This window comes from Halorubrum salipaludis (genome assembly GCF_002286985.1).
Classification (GTDB): domain Archaea; phylum Halobacteriota; class Halobacteria; order Halobacteriales; family Haloferacaceae; genus Halorubrum; species Halorubrum salipaludis.
On record NZ_NSKC01000002.1, the window covers coordinates 300,411 to 316,627 of the forward strand.

Consider the following 16,217-nt stretch of genomic DNA (forward strand, 5'->3'; position numbering starts at 1 on the left):
GGCGCGGGAGACACTTAACTCCGCGACGGTCTGGCCGCATCTCCGAGCACGTCCCACCGGTCCGCGATGATCCCGTCGACGCCGGCGTCGAGGAGCCGCTCGGCGTCGGCGCGGTCGGTGACCGTCCACGCGTTCACGCCCAGACCCGCCTCGTTCGCGGCCGCCACGAACCCCGGCTCGGTCGCGAGGTCGATTTCGGGATGGATCGCGACGCAGTCCAACGCGACCGCGCGGTCGATCACCCGCTTCACGCGCTCGACCGTGCGGCCGCCGTCGACATCTGCGTCGGCGACGAGCAGTGCCAAGTCCGCGTCGGGATCGAGCTCCCGCAGTGACTCCAAGACCCCCGGCCGGAACGACGAGAACCACACCTCTGCGTCCGCGCTGCGGGCGACGGCGAGGGCGTCGGCGGCGACGCCCGACTCCTTGATCTCGACGTTGACGGCGGTCCCGGCCGGGGCGGCGGCGAGCGCGTCGGCGAGCAGCGGGATCGGCTCCCCGGAGTCGAGCACGGTCAGCTCCCGGAGGTCGGACCACGCCGCGTCCGAGACAAGTCCGGTCCCCGCGGTCAGCCGATCGAGCTCCGCGTCGTGGAAGACGACGAGCTCCCCGGTCGCGCACCGGCGAACGTCGATCTCGACGGCGTCGACGTGCGGCGCGGCTCGCTCTATCGCGGCGACGGTGTTCTCCGGGTATTGGCCGGCGCAGCCGCGATGGCCGATCAGCGCCGCCGGTGGTCGCGTCATCGCCTCCTCGTCGGCGGCGGAGCGAGTTAACGGATCCCCTCGTGACGGGGCGTGGTACGCCAGCCGGACGGCGCCGCGCGGCCGCGCACCCGCCGACTTTTTAGCCGCGCGTCGCCCGGAGACGGACATGCGCATCGAGAACAGCTTCATCCCGGTCGAGGGGGTCGGCGAGACGACCGAGCGGCGCCTCTGGGAGCGCGGCGTCACCACGTGGGAGGCGTTCGATCCCGCGGTCGATGTCGCCGGCGTCGGATCGACCACCGCCGACCGGATCGAGTCGTTCATCGCCGAGTCGCTGACGCGGCTCGACGACGGCGACGCCGCCTACTTCGACCGCGCCTTCCCGAGCGGGGAGCGCTGGCGGCTCTACGAGAACTTCCGCGAGGAGACCTGCTTCTTCGACATCGAGACGACCGGCCTCGACGAGCACCGCGACCAGGTGACGACGGTGAGCTTCCACCAAGACGGCGAGACGACGACGCTCGTCGCCGGCGAGGACCTGACCGCGCGGCGGCTCCGCGAACGGTTCGCCGACGCGAGTCTGCTCGCGACGTTCAACGGGGCCCGCTTCGACGTGCCGTTCCTGGAGACCGCCTTCGATATCGAGATCGACACGCCGCACCTCGATCTCATGTACCCCTGCAAGCGGATCGGGCTCTCCGGCGGGCTAAAACCGATCGAGAAGGAGATCGGGATCGAGCGGGATCGCCCGGACATTTCGGGCCGCGACGCCGTCCGGCTCTGGCGGGAGTACGAGCGCGGCGACGACGACGCGCTCGATCGGCTCGTCTCGTACAACCGCGAGGACACGGAGAACCTCCGGACCCTCGCGGACGTCGTCGCCGAGACGCTCCACGAGGACGTGTTCGTCGGCGGGACCGTCGAAGGATAGCGGCTGTCGCCCCGATAGCGGGCCTCTCGCGGCTACGTCGCTTCCGCGTCGGCGTCGATGTCTTCGGTGTCGGAATCGGCCTCCGCAGCGTCCGCGTCGTCGGAATCGGCCTCCTCGGTATCGGACGGATCCGCATCTGACTCCGCGGGATCGGCACCTTCCCCGTCGGCCGCCGGCTCGGGAGCTGTCGCGTCCTCCTCGTCCGTTTCGTCCCCCGACTCGGAGTCCGTGGTCTCGGAGTCCGTGGTCTCGGAGTCGGTCCGCTCATCGTCAGACCTCTCCGCGTCAGATTCCGGGTCGCTCGCGGCGTCGTCGGCCGATTCCTCGTCCTCGTCTTCCTCGGCGCTCTCACCCTCCTCAGCTTGGCCCGTTTCTTCGTCCGTGTCGTCGTCTTCGTCCGCCTCTTCGTCGGCGCCGTCGCCTTCGTTCGACTCTCCCGCCCCTTCGTCCCCACGGTCGCCTTCGTTCGATTCGTCCCTCTCGGTCTCCTGGACGAGTTTCATCTCGCCGCGGGCGCGGAGGGTCCCGTCGATCTGGGCGCCGTCGTGCACGACGAGGTCGCCGGCGGAGACGTCGCCGAGGACCCGCGCGCCGGCCTCGACCGTGACGGTTCCGCCGCGGGTGGTCACGTCGCCGTGGATCGTCGTGTCCGCGCCAACCGTGATCTCCTCGCGAGCGCGGAGGGAGCCGAACACCTCGTTCCGTTCGCCGACGCGGATCGACTCCGCGCGGAGGTTGCCGTGGAGCCGGCAGTCGTCGCCGACCGTCGCGGGCGTCGAGACGCGCCACGCGTCGTCGGAGATCTCGGCGCCCCGCGGAATCAGTAGGGGGTCGCGAACCTCCTCGCCGTCCGCGAGCGCCTCCGCGAGGTCGTCGGCCGCGTCGGTCTCGCCGAGCCGCAAGAGCTGAGAGAGGACGATGAAGTAGAAGACGAGGGTGGGGACGGGGTTCCGGATGACGATCCAGCCGTTCGCCTCGAACCCCTCCTCGATCGTCACGTCGTCGCCGATGTCGAGGTCGCCGGAGACCATCAGCCGGCCGGTGATGTGCACGCGCTCGCCGAGGTACGCGTCCTCGCCGACGAGGACGTTGCCGTCGACGGAACACCACGTGTCGAGCCGGCAGTCGCCTTCGGCCTCGATGTCGTTCTCGACGCTCACGCGCTCGCCCAGGGCGACGTTGCGCCCGCGGAGCCCGAACTCCACGGTCGACTGGCCGCCCACGAGCACGTCGCCGTCGGTGACGAGGTCGTGCTCCTCGACGGTCGTCCCGGACGGGACGGCGAGCTCCTCTACCGGACCGCCTCCCCTCAGCGACACACCGGGAACACTCCCTCCGCCCGTATAAACCGTGTGGGGTCGTCCGACGGGCGTCGGACGACTCCGGACGCTCCGTGGCCGCCGCGCCCGCACCGCTCCGCACGCTCCGTGTGCGGGGCGTTGCCGAACCGTCCCGGTGTCACTACCCTTTTCAGGCCGGCGTGGAAGGCTCAGACATGGGATTCGGATCGTACGACGAGAGCGAGCAGAAGGACCAGGACGTGGACACCGACGACGACGGCGCCGTGAACGTCCACGAGAACGACCACGACGGCGAGGTCTCCATCGAGGGCGGCGCGTCGACCGACGATCTGGTCGGGCGCCTCTCGGAGATGAAAGACGACGCGGACGACGAGTAACCCCCTGCGCAACGCGAGAACCGTCTTCGAGTCGGATCGCCGCCGTATCGCATCCCCGCCGTGTCACGCCCCTTTTATCCGGTCGCGACCTACCGACTTCCATGAGCACCGACCTGACGTTCACCGACGACGGCGTCGACGTCGTCTACGAGGGTACCGAGTTCGAGCTCGACAAGGACCTGATCGAAGAGGCGACCGGAAAGGGGTACCGCGACGTCACCGACCACGAGGTCTTACAGATCGTCGCGGAAGAGCCCGACCTCGACGGCGAACCCGTGCGGATCGGCGACGTGCTGTAGGCCGCCCCGGGGGCTGTTGGCGATCCGACCGGTGTGCGATCCGGTGACGATGCGGTACGATTTTACGATCCGACGGGGTTGACCGAGTATGAACCCGAGCGACGCCGTCTCCGCGCTTGTCGGCTCGAAGCTCAAGATCGCGCTCCTCGGACTGCTCGTCGTCGGCGGGGCCGTCGGCGGGGCGTTCGCCCTCGGGATACTCGGCGTGCCGAGCGTCGCCGCCGTCGATAACACGTTCGGCGACGTGACGAACGAGACCACGGAGATCGAGACGGATCTGGTCGTTTCGAACCCCAATCCCGTCGGCGTCGGCCTCGACGGCGTCTCGGTGAACTACACGGTCTCGATGAACGACATCGAGATGGCGCAGGGCGGCCGAGAGGGCGTTCGCGTCGGCACCGGAAACTCAACGCTGGCGCTGGAAACGCAGCTGCGGAACGACGGGATTCCGCCGTGGTGGGTGAGCCACGTCCGCAACGGCGAGCGCACGACGCTCGACATCGACGCGACGGCGACCTCGGACCGCCTCGGACGGGGCGTCGACTTCTCGCGGAGCCGCGAGATCGAGACGGACCTCCTCGGCGCGTTCAACTCCGACGAGACGCGGCCGGTGAACGCCGACAGCCCGCTGGCGAGCGACCCCGTCCTCTACGTCAACGAGACGCGCGGCGAGTGGGGGAGCGTCAGCGAGTCGGAGACGCCGATCGACATGGCGTTTACCGTGTACAACCCGAACTTCGAGCCGTACGCGGTCACCGAGATCGGCTACGACATCACGATGAACGGGGTGGAGATGGGCTCGGGCCAGACCGAGGAGGGGTACGTGATCCCCTCCGAGAGCACCGAGACGATCGAGTTCACCACCGCGCTCCAGAACCGCCACCTCGACGACTGGTGGGTCACCCACCTCGACGAGGACGTTCGCGGCCACCAGGTGACGGGCCTCCGGATCGAGTTCTACGCCGTGATCGAGTTCCCGGGCGGCGAGGAGGCCACCGTTCCCCTCGACTCGCTCACCTACGAGGAGACCATCGAGACGGACATCTTCGGCGAGGGCGAGGACGTGCGAGACGGGAGCGACTCGTCGGACGACGGCTCCGACTCCGGGGACGACGGCGACGAAACCGACGATACGTCCGACGGCGGCGACGAAACCGACGACGGCGACGGGAGCACCGAAAACGAGACCGACGACGGGTCGGGCGACGGAACGGAAAACGAGACCGACGACGGCGACGATGACGACGGCGTGTTGCCGCTGTGAGCCGGTTCGGTACCGATTGACGGCGACACCGGCGACGCGCGTGACTCATTTCGGCACGTCGGCGTCGTGGACGCTGTCACCCTCGCAGAAGACGCGGTCGATCTCGACCGAGCCGTCGACGATCCGCGCGTCGAGCTGCCAGTCGTACTGGTCCGCGGCCGCGATCTCGACGCGGAGTTCGCGCCGACGCTGGCGACCGCGAGCGCGTGATCGGGGCCGCGAATCCCCTCCGCGTCGAGCTCGATGTCGAACTCCTTCGTCTGTGCGCTGCCGCTGTGGACCGGTTGCTTCGGGGCCATACTGGCGGCTGGTCGTCTGGAGGGGTTTAGCCTGACCCGCGGGGTTCCGGCCGGTTCCGGACGGTCGTGAGCCGCGAACCGTCCGCGAGGTAGACCGTTCCAGATGTTTCCAGATGGTTGACCTCGACGAGGGACCCCGCTTCGGCTCCCGCGCTACCCGATGTCGCCCGTCCCCGGGCTCTTGCTCACAAAGACGCCGGCACATCACGAGATACGTCCACGAACCATGCGTTCCGAACGCGTGGTGTCCGTCGCTATTGACCCCACAACGCGACGAGATGACTGGTAACGAAACCGTGTCGCACCCACCGAGTACGCAGTGAAAGCCCACCGCGTCACATAGAGGGTGATGCCGGTTCAGAGACTCCCACCGGTTGCGGATGTTCAGCCGATACACCGCGTATCTCGAAGCGTGTGCCTCCAGCGTCGCTCTCCCTGACCGAGACATCCCAGCCGTGGGCGTCGGTAATACGCTTAATAATCGTTAGACCCATACCCGTCCCGCCGTCGGTCGAGTATCCGGCCTCGAACACGGACTCCCGCTCATCGGCGGGAATACCCGGACCATCGTCCGCGACGTAGAACCCCCCGCCGTCTTCGAGTCCTCCGACCTCGATTCGAACGGAGCCCGATCCGTGCTCCACAGCGTTACGAAAGAGGTTCTCGAAGACGTGTCGCAGGCGCTCGTCGTCGGCCCGGATAGTCAAGTCGGTCCTCACATTGAGGGTAGCGTTACCGCTCTCGACGGTCTCCCAGCTTTCCGCTGCGACCGACTGGATCTCGACATCTGAGACTTCTTCGACGATCTTGCCTTGGCTGGCAAGCGTCAGGGTATCTTCGATGATCGCCTCCATTCGGTCCAGCGAACGCTCGATAGACTCGATCGTGTCCGTTTCACCGCTATGGTCGTCTTCTAACATGGAGACCCGACCTTTGGCCACCTGAAGCGGGTTTTGTAGGTCGTGGCTGACGATGGAAGCGAACTCCTCCAGCCGAGAGTTTTCGCGCTGGAGATTCTGCTGGGCGCGTTCGCGTTCGAGTTCGTACCCGATCCACTGAGCGAGGACCTTTACGGCAGATCGCTGAGATTCGAGGATGGGATCATCGCGTGATTCCGTGTCGGCGAAACAGAGCGTTCCCCAGACCTCCCCGTCGACCATTACCTTCGCACCGAGGTAACACCGGAGACCGAACCGCTGATAGGCGGGATCGTCTTCCCATCCCTCTTCCGGTGCATCTCGAAAGACGACCGGCCCGTCGGCCTCGACGGTCTTCCGGCAGTAGGTCCGCTCCAGCGGGTCGGTCTCTCCCTGCTGGATGAGGTCGTGATCTCCGGTCGCGGCCCGGATCTCCTGGGTTCCCTCATCGATCCGAGTGAGATAGCCGATGGAGTAGCCGAAGTACTCTGCACCGATTTCGAGCGTGCGGTCGATCCGCTCTCCGAGCGAGTGGTCTTGGTCGGTGGTCACGTCATAGAGCCGCGTAAGAGCGGTCGCGGTCCGTTCGAGTTGGATTTCGAGCTGACTACGCTCGGTCACATCGCGCTGGATGCTGACGAACTCCTTGACCTCCCCGTCATCGGTGATTGGGGCGATCGTCTGGTGAGCACAGTAGTGTTCACCGTCCTTGCGTTCGTTGATAATCTCTTCCTCCCAGGTCTCACCAGAGAGGATGGTGTCCCACAGTCGCTCGTAGTACTGATCGCTTTGCTCACCCGAATTGAGGATGTCCGGTGTCCTGCCGAGTACTTCTTCCGTTGAGTACCCGGTCACTCGCTCGAAAGCCGGGTTCACGTATCTGATGGTACCGTCGGTACTGGTTATCAGGATCGCGTCGGCAGCGTGTTCCAGCGCCTGTTCGGCCCGTTCGAGGCGATTCAAGGCCTTCCGGCCGCGGTAGCTCGCGACGGCGTTTTCGATACGGTTTGCGAGCAATTCGTACTGTTCGGTGCCGGTCCGCTTGCGGAGATAATCGGTCACGCCAGCCGAGATCGCCTCGCTTGCGATCTTCTCAGATCCTTCTCCGGTAAACAGAATAAACGGAAGAGTCGGATACCGCTCACGAACGGCCTCGAAAAGCTCCAATCCGTTCATTTCGTCCATCTTGTAATCGCTGACTACGCAGTTGATCGGCTCCTCCGCTAACACGTCGAGGGCCACCTCTGGACGCTGTACCGTCCGCACCTCAAGATCCGGTTCTTCGAGGGCGTCTTCGAGGTAGTCGCTAGTCAGATTCAGGATGCCTTTGTTGTCGTCGACGTGTAACACTGTAATAGTCGTCATCCTGTCTGAGTTCGTATGTCTCTTGACCGTATATGATGACGCACAGATTCTAAGTGTCTGAAAAGAGCTGGATCGAATAGCAATATACCTCAGCCGCGACAAGAGTCCACTACTGTGGGTTTACTACCTGAGTTGTGTACTGTTCTGGATAACGGTCAGTTCAGAACCATATTGCTGCACCTCCTAAACTACCAGTAGATCAACAAAAACTCCCACAATAACTCGACGAATATCCCGAATCAGAGCTGTTCCGGACGCGGTCCGATCCGGCAACCCCAACGAAGTAGTACCGCTTCGACCCGCCGCGATACTCGACGTCGACGAGGGTGTAGTGCTCCAGCTTCGGCAGGTGGTTCTCGCGGAGATACCGCAGCGCCGTGATCGCCCGGCGCGCGTCACCTTCGAAGCGGCGCGCGGTGCGTGCGAGTACGTCTTCGTCGACGGCATCGGCGCCGAGCGCGTCACGGGCGCGGCGGGAGAGGATCTCCGTGATCGTGTCCTCGCCGGTGGCGTCAATCGCACGCGGTAGGCGACGCTGATCCGTGAGGTGGTGCGCTCGTCGAGGTCGGCGAGGAGATCGACCTCGCGGTTCGCGATGCCGATCCACGAGAGCCCGCTGATCTCGTGGAGATCGGAGAGTACCTGCGCCTCGCGCAGCTGGTCGTCCTCGTCGGCGAGCTCGTCGGGAAGGTTCCCGTTCTCCTCGGCGACTCGGAGCTGGTTCGCGACGGAACTCGCGTGACCGAGATCGTCGTCGCTCACGCGGACGCACCCCCGTCGGTGTCGACGCCCGTGTCGTCGGGCGTGTACTTGTGCCCGCCGTCAGCGGTCCCGATCGTGAACTGGTCGGGCCGGTTCGGACATCTGACCAGGTGACCGTACTCGAGCTCGCCGTTGATACTCCGGGTGCAGCGCGCGCCGCAGGTGTCACAGAAGCACTCGCGGTCCTTCTCGGCGGTGAACGAACCGGAGTGACCGAGGCTCACGCACCGACACCCCCGTCGACGGAGGTGTTTTTAGTCGAATAGATACCTCTCGGTAGCGATAAGATAGAGTCAAGATAGGAATGGGGCCGGAGGGATTTGAACCCCCGATCGACTGATATCTCCGGTGCGCCTCGGAACTCCAGAGGGTCGTCAACACGACCGATGATCAGTCGGCCGCTCGGTATATCAGTCTGGAGTGTCGTCCCGGGCGCAAGCCTCTGGAGTCAGTCGCCATGCCTGGCTTGGCCACAGCCCCGCGCTATCTCGTAAGCGTTGGTTGCCGAAACGCGGATAAAGGGGTTTCGATCGCGAGCGATCGGGCGACGGGACGGCCGAGCGCGACGGAGCGAAACGGAGCGAAACGAGACGAGAGCGCGCGCGACGACGCCGCGGGGTCACTCCTCCCGGTCGTCTGCGCTCCAGTCGCACTCCTGGCACTTGTAGCCGGTGACGAACTCGGTGACGCTCGGCATGTAGCCGACGGAGATGACGTCGCCGCCGCATTCCGGACAGTCGCGGTCGGCGTCCGCGATCGATTCGGCCTCGAGGATAGACTCGCCCTCGACCAGCTCCGCGAGCTTCTCGGGCGTCACCATCCGCCCCTGCACGACGCGATTGGACATACCCGCCGTTCGCCGTCGAGCACCTAAACCCCGGCGACACGCGGGGCGCGGAACCGTTCCCGTCGACCGCGTCCGGCTCTCGGAGTCAGTCGACGCCTACAGCCACGGCGCGCGCGAGTCGTCGTCCGCGAAGGGGTCCGTGCCGTCCCCGTCGTCGCTCGCGGTCGAGGGGTCGCCGCCGTTGGCGATCACCGCCACGTCGTCGTCGACGATGGGACCGGGTGCGGTCGGCGCGTCGAGCGGGGGTTCGGTCGGGTCAACGCGACCCTCGTCGGAGGCGTCGCCGTCGGCGGCCTCGTCCGCGCCGTCGGCGGCGGTCTCGGCGGCGTCGTCGGGGTCGTCGGGGGCATCGCCGGCGGAACCGTCCGCCGGCCCGGCGTTCGGGTCGTAAGCGAACAGGGTCGTCACGGCCAGCACCGCCAGCGCGATGGGCGCCTCGGTCTGCATGAGATCGAAGGGGCCGAGCAGGATCGGCAGCGCGAGCACGCCCAGCGCGACGGCGGAGCCGAACCGGAAGCGGTCGATGTCCACGCGGCCGCGGAGGTGCGGCGACAGCAGCGCGATCGCCAGCGCGAACGCGACGCCGACGCCGGCCGCCGCGGCGCCGTTGAGCACGTACTCCGGAGAGGTCCGGAGCACGAACCCGGACGGCTCGAAGCTGGCGACGAGCCCGAGCGAGATGATGACGCCGGGGCTCGGCAGGTACTCGCCGATCTCCGAGCTCGCGGTCTTGGCGGCGATCGTGAGGATCACCAGCCCGGCGAAGCGCTCGAAGACCGGGAGGTTCAGGAATCCCCTGAACGTGGGCGCGAAGGCGGCCTCCAGCGCCGCGAGGGGGATGATGATCGCACCGATAAGCAGCACGGAGCCGGCCATCTGCCGGCGGCTGCCGTCCATCTCCGCGAGGATCACCGCGGCGGTCGCTGAGCCGCCGAAGATGAGGATCCCCGTCTCGATCACGCCCGTCGCGGTCGTCAGGACGCCGGCGACGACTAAGGCGGGGAAGATCCCGTCGACGAGCGGCAGCACCATCACCGTCGCGAGCAGCTTCGTCGCGCTCCCGACCTGCTGTTCCAGTCGGAGGGCGATCGGGTGACGTGAGACGCTCATTCAGGGGCGATGACCCTGACCGACGGGTACACGGTAGGAAGCGGACGACCCGCGATAGCCGAGGGCCCGGCGTACGGAGTCGAATCCGCGAGCGGCCCGACGAGCCCATGTAAAGCGTTTGCGCGGATTGCCGGCTGTAAAGCGGGCGCCGAGGTTGAGAATCGGCTGGCCGGCGATGCGCGCGTTCACGGGACTGTCGGAGTCCATACTTCATATATCTATTTCGGTTGCGTTAAAGGTTGTGTGAGACGTGCCCGCACGGAACGAGAGATCGATGTGCGATATCTGTGTAAGTCTTCGATGCGTCGACGCAACGGCGACGCGACTGACGATTCATCGGAGGTTACGCCGATCGAGGCGACCGATACGTGTACGATCGTTTCACGAGTCGGTGCGTGGACCACGAACGACGATCCCGACGCATATAATCGGGGAATAGCTGCCAAATCGATCGACGCTCTTCTGTAGGAGATTGTTGATACTGCTGAGCTGTTGCTGTCGAGTCGAAGAGGACAAGGACACCGCGTCAGCGGTGTCCGACACGAATGATTCCGCTCGATGTGTTTGGGTCGGAATCGGTCGCAGCGGACCTGCTCCAACAGGTTCGCTGGCGTGACGGTGTTTCCTGTCCTCGCTGCCGTTCTGACCGAACGGTCAGAAACGGCAGCTATGGGCACTTTCAGCGGTATCTCTGTAAGGATTGCGGCCGCACATTCAACGACAAAACCGGCACGATCTTTGCTCATTCGAAGATCGCACTCCGCAAATGGCTGTTTTCGATCTACGCCTTTTTGCGGTTTAATACGAGTCTCAGGCAGTTACAGTGCGAAATTGAAGTTACCTACAAAACGATCCACAGGCGTGTCGAGCGCTTCGCCGAAGCGCTCGACGCGCCGTCACTCGATCTCCGTGGCCCGGTCGAAATCGACGAGTTCTACGTCTCTTCTGGCCTGAAAGGCCGCGAGCGCGACCGCTGGTCGCGCTCTCGCGGCCTCTCCCGACGCGGGCGCGGGACGTATGAACAGGACAAACCGCCGGTGTTCGTCCTCGTGGATCGTGGCACTGGCCAACGCTATCTTGTGCCGGCGAAATCCGCAGACGAATCGACGATCCGGCTCCTGCTGGCTGACCGCCAGCAGGAGCCTCTCACCGTCTATACAGACGGATTTTGCGCGTACGATCCTCTTGAGGAAGACGAGAAATTCGACCGCGAATACGTCGTTCACGGAAACGGTGAGTACGCCGACGACGCGATCCATGTGAACACCTGCGAGAGCCACGCGTCGCTGGCGCGACGGTGGCTCTCACCGCATCGAGGTATCTCAAAAAATTGTCTCACACAGTATTTCCGAGCGTTCCAACTCAGACGAAAACTCTATCGCAAACCCGGACGAGAAGCGCTTAAACACGCTGTGAAAGCTACTCTCTGAGATCAACAATGTGCTACACAAGAGCGATCGATCGATTCTGTCCCGTCTGTTCGCCTGTCGGCGACGAATCCGCGGTCGAACCGACGGCCGCCCGGCCGCTGGAATTAGTGAGAGGCCTACCACCCCTCCAAGATCGATCCACGAAATTGCATATTACGTGGATCTGGATGACAACGACGTGCACGTCTGTGCTGACTCGCAACGCTTTTTATCGGCGACTCACGACGGTTTATATGGCGACAGACTCCGACCGATTCTCGGCGAAACTCGATGTCCCGGAAGCGTTGACGTTCGACGACGTGCTCTTAAAGCCCAAGGAGAGCCGCGTGGAGCCCGACGACGCGGATCTCTCCGCGCGCGTCTCGAAGAACGTCGAACTCACGGTCCCGGTCCTCTCGGCGGCGATGGACACGGTGACCGAGAGCGACCTCGCGATCGCGATGGCCCGCGAGGGCGGGCTCGGCGTCCTCCACCGCAACATGACCGTCGAGGAGACGGCCGCGGAGGTCGAGCGCGTCAAACGCGCCCACGAGCTGGTCATCCGACGCGAGAACGTCGTGACCGTCTCGCCCGACGACACGGTCCGCGAGGCCGACGCCGTGATGGAGCGGCAGGGCGTCTCCGGCGCCCCGGTCGTCGACGAGGACGACGCGGTCCTAGGGATCATTTCGGGCACCGACATCCGTCCCTACCTCGAGGTCGGCGAGGACGACGCCGTCAGCGAGGCAATGACCGACGAGGTCATCACCGCGCCCGAGGACGTCGACGCCCGCGAGGCGCTCGAGCTGATGTACGACCACAAGATCGAGCGCGTCCCGATCGTGGACGACGCCGACCGGCTCGTCGGGCTCGTCACGATGCAGGGGATCCTCCAGCGCCGCGAGCACGAGGAGGCCGCCCGCGACGAGGACGGTCGCCTGCTCGCCGGCGTGGCGGTGGGTCCCTTCGAGGAGGAGCGCGCCGTCGCGGCCGACGAGGCCGACGTCGACGTGATCTTCATCGACTGCGCGCACGCCCACAACCTCAACGTGCTCGACTCGGCGCGGGCGATCAAAGAGACCGTCGACGCCGACGTGGTCGTCGGTAACGTCGGGACGCGCGAGGCCGCCGAGGCCGCCGTCGACTTCGCGGACGGCCTCAAGGTCGGCATCGGCCCGGGATCGATCTGCACCACGCGCGTGGTGAGCGGCGCGGGGATGCCCCAGATGACCGCCGTCTCGCAGGTGGCCGACGTGGCCGCCGAACACGGCGTGCCCGTGATCGCCGACGGCGGTATCCGCTACTCCGGCGACGCGATCAAGGCGCTCGCCGCGGGCGCGAACGCGGTCATGCTCGGCTCGTACTTCGCCGGCACCGACGAGGCGCCCGGCCGCGTCATCACGATGCAGGGGAAAAAGTACAAGCAGTACCGCGGGATGGGGTCGGTCGGCGCGATGAAGTCGGGCGGCGGCGACCGCTACCTCAAGGAGGAGGACGAAGACGAGGAGTTCGTTCCGGAGGGCGTCGAGGCCGCGACCCCGTACAAGGGGAGCCTCGCCTCCGAGCTCCACCAGCTCACGGGCGGCATCTGCTCCGGGATGGGATACGTCGGCGCCGAGACGGTCCCGGAGCTCCACGAGCGCGCCGAGTTTGTCCGCGTCTCCAGCGCCGGACAGAGCGAGAGCCACCCGCACGACGTGATGATCACCGACGAGGCGCCCAACTACAGTCCGAACGAGTGACGCGGCGGTAGCGCCCGGCTCGACGGCGCGAACCGCGTCCGGGGCGACTGACTCCCGATCCCGAAACCGGTGACTCGGACCCGAAGAGGTATTTTAATATAGTCCGCGCAGAGACGAAACGTGTGAGCGAACACGTCGTCGCTCCGAGAATCCATGAGTGAGCAACCGCCGCTGGTCCTCGTGGTGGAGGACGAGCCAGACCTGGCCGACCTGTACGCCGCGTGGCTCGGCGACGAGTATCGCGTCCGGACCGCGTACGGCGGCCAGGAGGCGTTAGACGAGCTCGACGAGGCCGACGACGGGGTCGACGCGATCCTGCTGGACCGACGGATGCCGGGGCTGTCCGGTGACGAGGTCCTCGCCGCGGTCCGCGAGCGCGGCATCGACTGCCGCGTCGCCATGGTGACCGCAGTCGAACCCGACTTCGACATTCTGAAGATGGGCTTCGACGACTACCTCGTGAAGCCGGTCACCAGCGACACCCTCCGCGATACGGTCGAGGGACTGCTTCGCCGCGGCGAGTACGACACCGAGATGCAGGAGCTGTTCTCGCTGACCTCGAAGAAGGCGATGCTGGAGACCGAGAAGAGCGCGACCGAGCTCGCGGACCACGAGGAGTACCAGCGGCTCACCGACCGGATCGCTGAGCTCCGGTCTCGCGCCGACCAGTCGCTGGAGGCGGTGACCGAGGACGACGACGACTTCGAGAAGCTGTTTCAGGAGTTCGACACCGACGCCGAGGAGTGACGGCGACGCCGAGCCTCGGCCGGTGAGTCCGTCCCGCGCGACTTTTTAAATACGTTGCCGCCGAACCCGCAGATCGAATGCGCGTTCGCGATCTCCCGCTGTCGGAGCGGTTCGTCGAGCACTTCGCCGACCGGGGGATCCGCGAGCTGTATCCCCCGCAGGCGGCCGCGGTCGACGCCGGCGTCTGCCAGGGCGAGAACGTCGTCGCCGCGGTGCCGACCGCCTCGGGGAAGACGTTCGTCGCCGAGCTGGCGCTGCTGACCGCGGACGGGCCCGGCCTCTACGTCTGTCCCCTCCGCGCGCTCGCCCGCGAGAAGTACGAGGCGTTCGCGGCGCTGCCCGGCGTCGAGGCCGCGATCTCGACCGGCGACTTCGACGCGTCGGGCGAGGACCTCGCGGGCAACGACGTGGTGGTCGCCACAAGCGAGAAGGTCGACTCCGCGATCCGCAACGGCGCGTCGTGGGTCGACGAGCTCGCCTGCGTCGCCGTCGACGAGGTCCACCTCCTCGGCGCGGAGCGCCGCGGCCCGACCCTCGAGGTCACCCTCGCGACGCTCCGTCGACGGAACCCCGAGCTACAGGTCGTCTCGCTGTCCGCGACGGTCGACAACCCGGAGGCGATCGCGGAGTGGCTGGACGCGGCCCTCGTGGAGTCCGAGTGGCGGCCCGTCGACCTCCGCACCGGCGTCGCCGTCGGCGGGGACGTGACGTTCGACGACGGAACGGAGATCTCGGTCGCCGTCGAAGGAGACTCGAACGGCGGAAGCGGTGACGACGACGGTTCCGACGAGGATCCCCCCGACGACGATCACCCCGACGACACCGAAATCACCGCCGCCCTCGTCGCCGACGCGGTCGACCGGGGCGGCCAGTGTCTCGCGTTCGTCCGGTCCCGAACGGAGGCGGTCGCGCTGGCCGAGCGGCTCGCGGACGACGGGCTCGCCGACCGATTCGGCGTCGAGTCGGCCGCCGTGACCGCCGCCGACGAGGCCGCCGAGGTGGACGGCACCGCGACCGGCCGGCAGCTGGCGGACTGCCTGCGGTCCGGCGTGGCCTTCCACCACGCGGGGCTGCGGGCCGGTCACCGGGCGGTCGTCGAGGAGGCGTTCCGCGACCGCGAGATCGCCTGTATCTGCGCGACGCCGACGCTGGCCGCCGGCGTCAACGTCCCCGCGCGGCGGGTCGTGGTCCGCGACCAGAAGCGGTACGCGGGGTCGGCGATGGAGTGGCTCCCCACGCTGGAGGTCCACCAGATGTGCGGGCGCGCCGGGCGTCCCGGGCTGGACCCGTACGGCGAGGCCGTGCTCGTCGGCGACGCGGACACCGAGGCCGAGCTCGTCGAGCGGTACGTCGAGGGGGAGCCGGAGGCGGTCGAGTCGACGCTCGCCGACCCGGCGTCGCTGCGGACGCACGTCCTCTCGGCGGTCGCGACCGGGTTCGCCGAGACCGAGGCCGAGATCCTCGACGTGTTCGAGGGGACCTTCTACGCGCGAGAGGCGGGCGCGGGCGGACTGGCTGACGCCGTCGCCGTCGCGGTCGACGACCTCGTCTCCGGCGGGTTGATCGACCGGGAGACCGGCGAGGGCGGCGTCGAGGCGTACCGGCTGGTCGCCACTCCGGTCGGGGAGACGGCCTCGAAGCAGTACGTCAGGCCGGAGACCGCAGAGCGGATCGTCTCGGGGCTCCGGACCGCCGCGGCGATGTCGAACGCGACGACGCTCACCGCCTTCGAGGTGGTCTGTGACACGCCGGACATGCAGGACACCTACCTCGGCAACGAGGAGCGCGCCGACATCTACCGGTTCGCGCGGGCGAACGCGGGGACGCTGACGACCGCGATGGACGAGGCTGACGACTTCGAGGAGTGGCTGGAGTCGGTGAAGACGGCGCGAATCCTCGACGAGTGGATCGGCGGCGCGACCGTCGAGGAGCTGGTCGAGTCGTACCGGATCGGGCCGGGCGACCTCGACTCGCGCGTCGAGCGCGCCGAGTGGTTGTTGAGCGCGGCCGAGGCGCTCGCGGAGACGATCGGCGTGCGCGTGCCGGCGATCACGAGGGCTCGCTCGCGGCTGTGAGCGGGAACGGGAGAGAAGATGGCAGAGAGGGAGAGAGGGAGAGAGAGAGGACGACAGAGAAGGAG

At 66.7% G+C, this 16,217-nt stretch carries 16 protein-coding genes and 1 tRNA gene; 9 read left to right on the plus strand and 8 right to left on the minus strand.

What is annotated here, in order from left to right; genetic code table 11:
• Positions 1-14: 14 nt before the first annotated feature.
• Entirely contained in the window at positions 15-746 is a 732-nt protein-coding gene (locus CK500_RS04175; RefSeq protein ID WP_095635992.1) for a glycerophosphodiester phosphodiesterase, read from the minus strand.
• Positions 747-873: 127 nt separating this feature from the next.
• Between CK500_RS04175 and CK500_RS04180 the strand changes: the two genes are divergently transcribed.
• A complete protein-coding gene (locus CK500_RS04180; protein WP_095635993.1) occupies positions 874-1,638 on the plus strand; it encodes a ribonuclease H-like domain-containing protein in 765 nt (254 codons plus the stop codon).
• 32 nt (positions 1,639-1,670) lie between these two features.
• Here CK500_RS04180 and CK500_RS04185 read toward each other — a convergent pair whose 3' ends face one another.
• Positions 1,671-2,957: a polymer-forming cytoskeletal protein gene (locus CK500_RS04185; RefSeq protein ID WP_095635994.1), complete on the minus strand. Its 1,287-nt coding sequence runs from the start codon at positions 2,955-2,957 to the stop codon at positions 1,671-1,673.
• 176 nt (positions 2,958-3,133) lie between these two features.
• Here CK500_RS04185 and CK500_RS04190 point away from each other — a divergent pair, with 176 nt between their 5' ends.
• The 4 genes from CK500_RS04190 (at position 3,134) to CK500_RS17160 (ending at position 5,089) form a co-directional block, all read left to right on the plus strand.
• Positions 3,134-3,316, plus strand: coding sequence for a DUF5786 family protein (locus CK500_RS04190; RefSeq protein WP_095635995.1), 183 nt, complete (start codon positions 3,134-3,136; stop codon positions 3,314-3,316).
• Positions 3,317-3,417: 101 nt separating this feature from the next.
• Positions 3,418-3,615 (plus strand): DUF5800 family protein, encoded by a 198-nt coding sequence (locus tag CK500_RS04195; protein ID WP_050026971.1) that lies wholly within the window; start codon positions 3,418-3,420, stop codon positions 3,613-3,615.
• An 88-nt stretch (positions 3,616-3,703) separates the two neighbouring features.
• Positions 3,704-4,879 (plus strand): LEA type 2 family protein, encoded by a 1,176-nt coding sequence (locus CK500_RS04200; RefSeq protein ID WP_095635996.1) that lies wholly within the window; start codon positions 3,704-3,706, stop codon positions 4,877-4,879.
• 66 nt (positions 4,880-4,945) lie between these two features.
• A complete protein-coding gene (locus CK500_RS17160; RefSeq protein WP_158224023.1) occupies positions 4,946-5,089 on the plus strand; it encodes a hypothetical protein in 144 nt (47 codons plus the stop codon).
• 424 nt (positions 5,090-5,513) lie between these two features.
• Here the strand turns inward: CK500_RS17160 and CK500_RS04210 are convergent, their stop codons facing one another.
• The 6 genes from CK500_RS04210 to CK500_RS04230 all read right to left on the minus strand — a co-directional run bounded on the left by CK500_RS04210 (position 5,514) and on the right by CK500_RS04230 (position 10,179).
• A complete protein-coding gene (locus CK500_RS04210; protein WP_158224024.1) occupies positions 5,514-7,445 on the minus strand; it encodes a hybrid sensor histidine kinase/response regulator in 1,932 nt (643 codons plus the stop codon).
• Between the two features lie 198 nt (positions 7,446-7,643).
• Positions 7,644-8,222 carry a hypothetical protein gene (locus CK500_RS04215; RefSeq protein ID WP_321166834.1) on the minus strand — a complete coding sequence of 193 codons (579 nt, stop codon included), beginning with the start codon at positions 8,220-8,222 and terminating at the stop codon, positions 7,644-7,646.
• The gene (locus tag CK500_RS04220; RefSeq protein ID WP_095635998.1) at positions 8,219-8,446 is read right to left on the minus strand and encodes a hypothetical protein; all 228 of its coding nucleotides are present in this window, start codon (positions 8,444-8,446) and stop codon (positions 8,219-8,221) included. The genes CK500_RS04215 and CK500_RS04220 overlap by 4 nt, the downstream gene beginning before the upstream one ends.
• Before the next feature lie 81 nt (positions 8,447-8,527).
• Positions 8,528-8,702: transfer RNA gene (locus tag CK500_RS17165), tRNA-Trp, on the minus strand.
• Between the two features lie 139 nt (positions 8,703-8,841).
• Positions 8,842-9,069, minus strand: a complete 228-nt coding sequence (locus CK500_RS04225; protein WP_095635999.1) for a DUF5795 family protein — start codon at positions 9,067-9,069, stop codon at positions 8,842-8,844.
• A 96-nt stretch (positions 9,070-9,165) separates the two neighbouring features.
• Entirely contained in the window at positions 9,166-10,179 is a 1,014-nt protein-coding gene (locus CK500_RS04230) for a DUF5794 domain-containing protein (RefSeq protein WP_095636000.1), read from the minus strand.
• A gap of 545 nt (positions 10,180-10,724) precedes the next feature.
• On the opposite strand from CK500_RS04230, the gene CK500_RS04240 reads away from it, so the two are divergent.
• The 4 genes from CK500_RS04240 (at position 10,725) to CK500_RS04255 (ending at position 16,152) form a co-directional block, all read left to right on the plus strand.
• Positions 10,725-11,609, plus strand: coding sequence for an IS1595 family transposase (locus CK500_RS04240; protein ID WP_095636002.1), 885 nt, complete (start codon positions 10,725-10,727; stop codon positions 11,607-11,609).
• A gap of 233 nt (positions 11,610-11,842) precedes the next feature.
• Entirely contained in the window at positions 11,843-13,330 is a 1,488-nt protein-coding gene (gene guaB, locus CK500_RS04245) for an IMP dehydrogenase (RefSeq protein ID WP_095636003.1), read from the plus strand.
• A 153-nt stretch (positions 13,331-13,483) separates the two neighbouring features.
• On the plus strand, positions 13,484-14,077 hold the full coding sequence (locus CK500_RS04250; RefSeq protein WP_095636004.1) for a HalX domain-containing protein: 594 nt from the start codon (positions 13,484-13,486) through the stop codon (positions 14,075-14,077).
• A 77-nt stretch (positions 14,078-14,154) separates the two neighbouring features.
• A complete protein-coding gene (locus tag CK500_RS04255; protein ID WP_095636005.1) occupies positions 14,155-16,152 on the plus strand; it encodes a DEAD/DEAH box helicase in 1,998 nt (665 codons plus the stop codon).
• Positions 16,153-16,217: the final 65 nt, after the last annotated feature.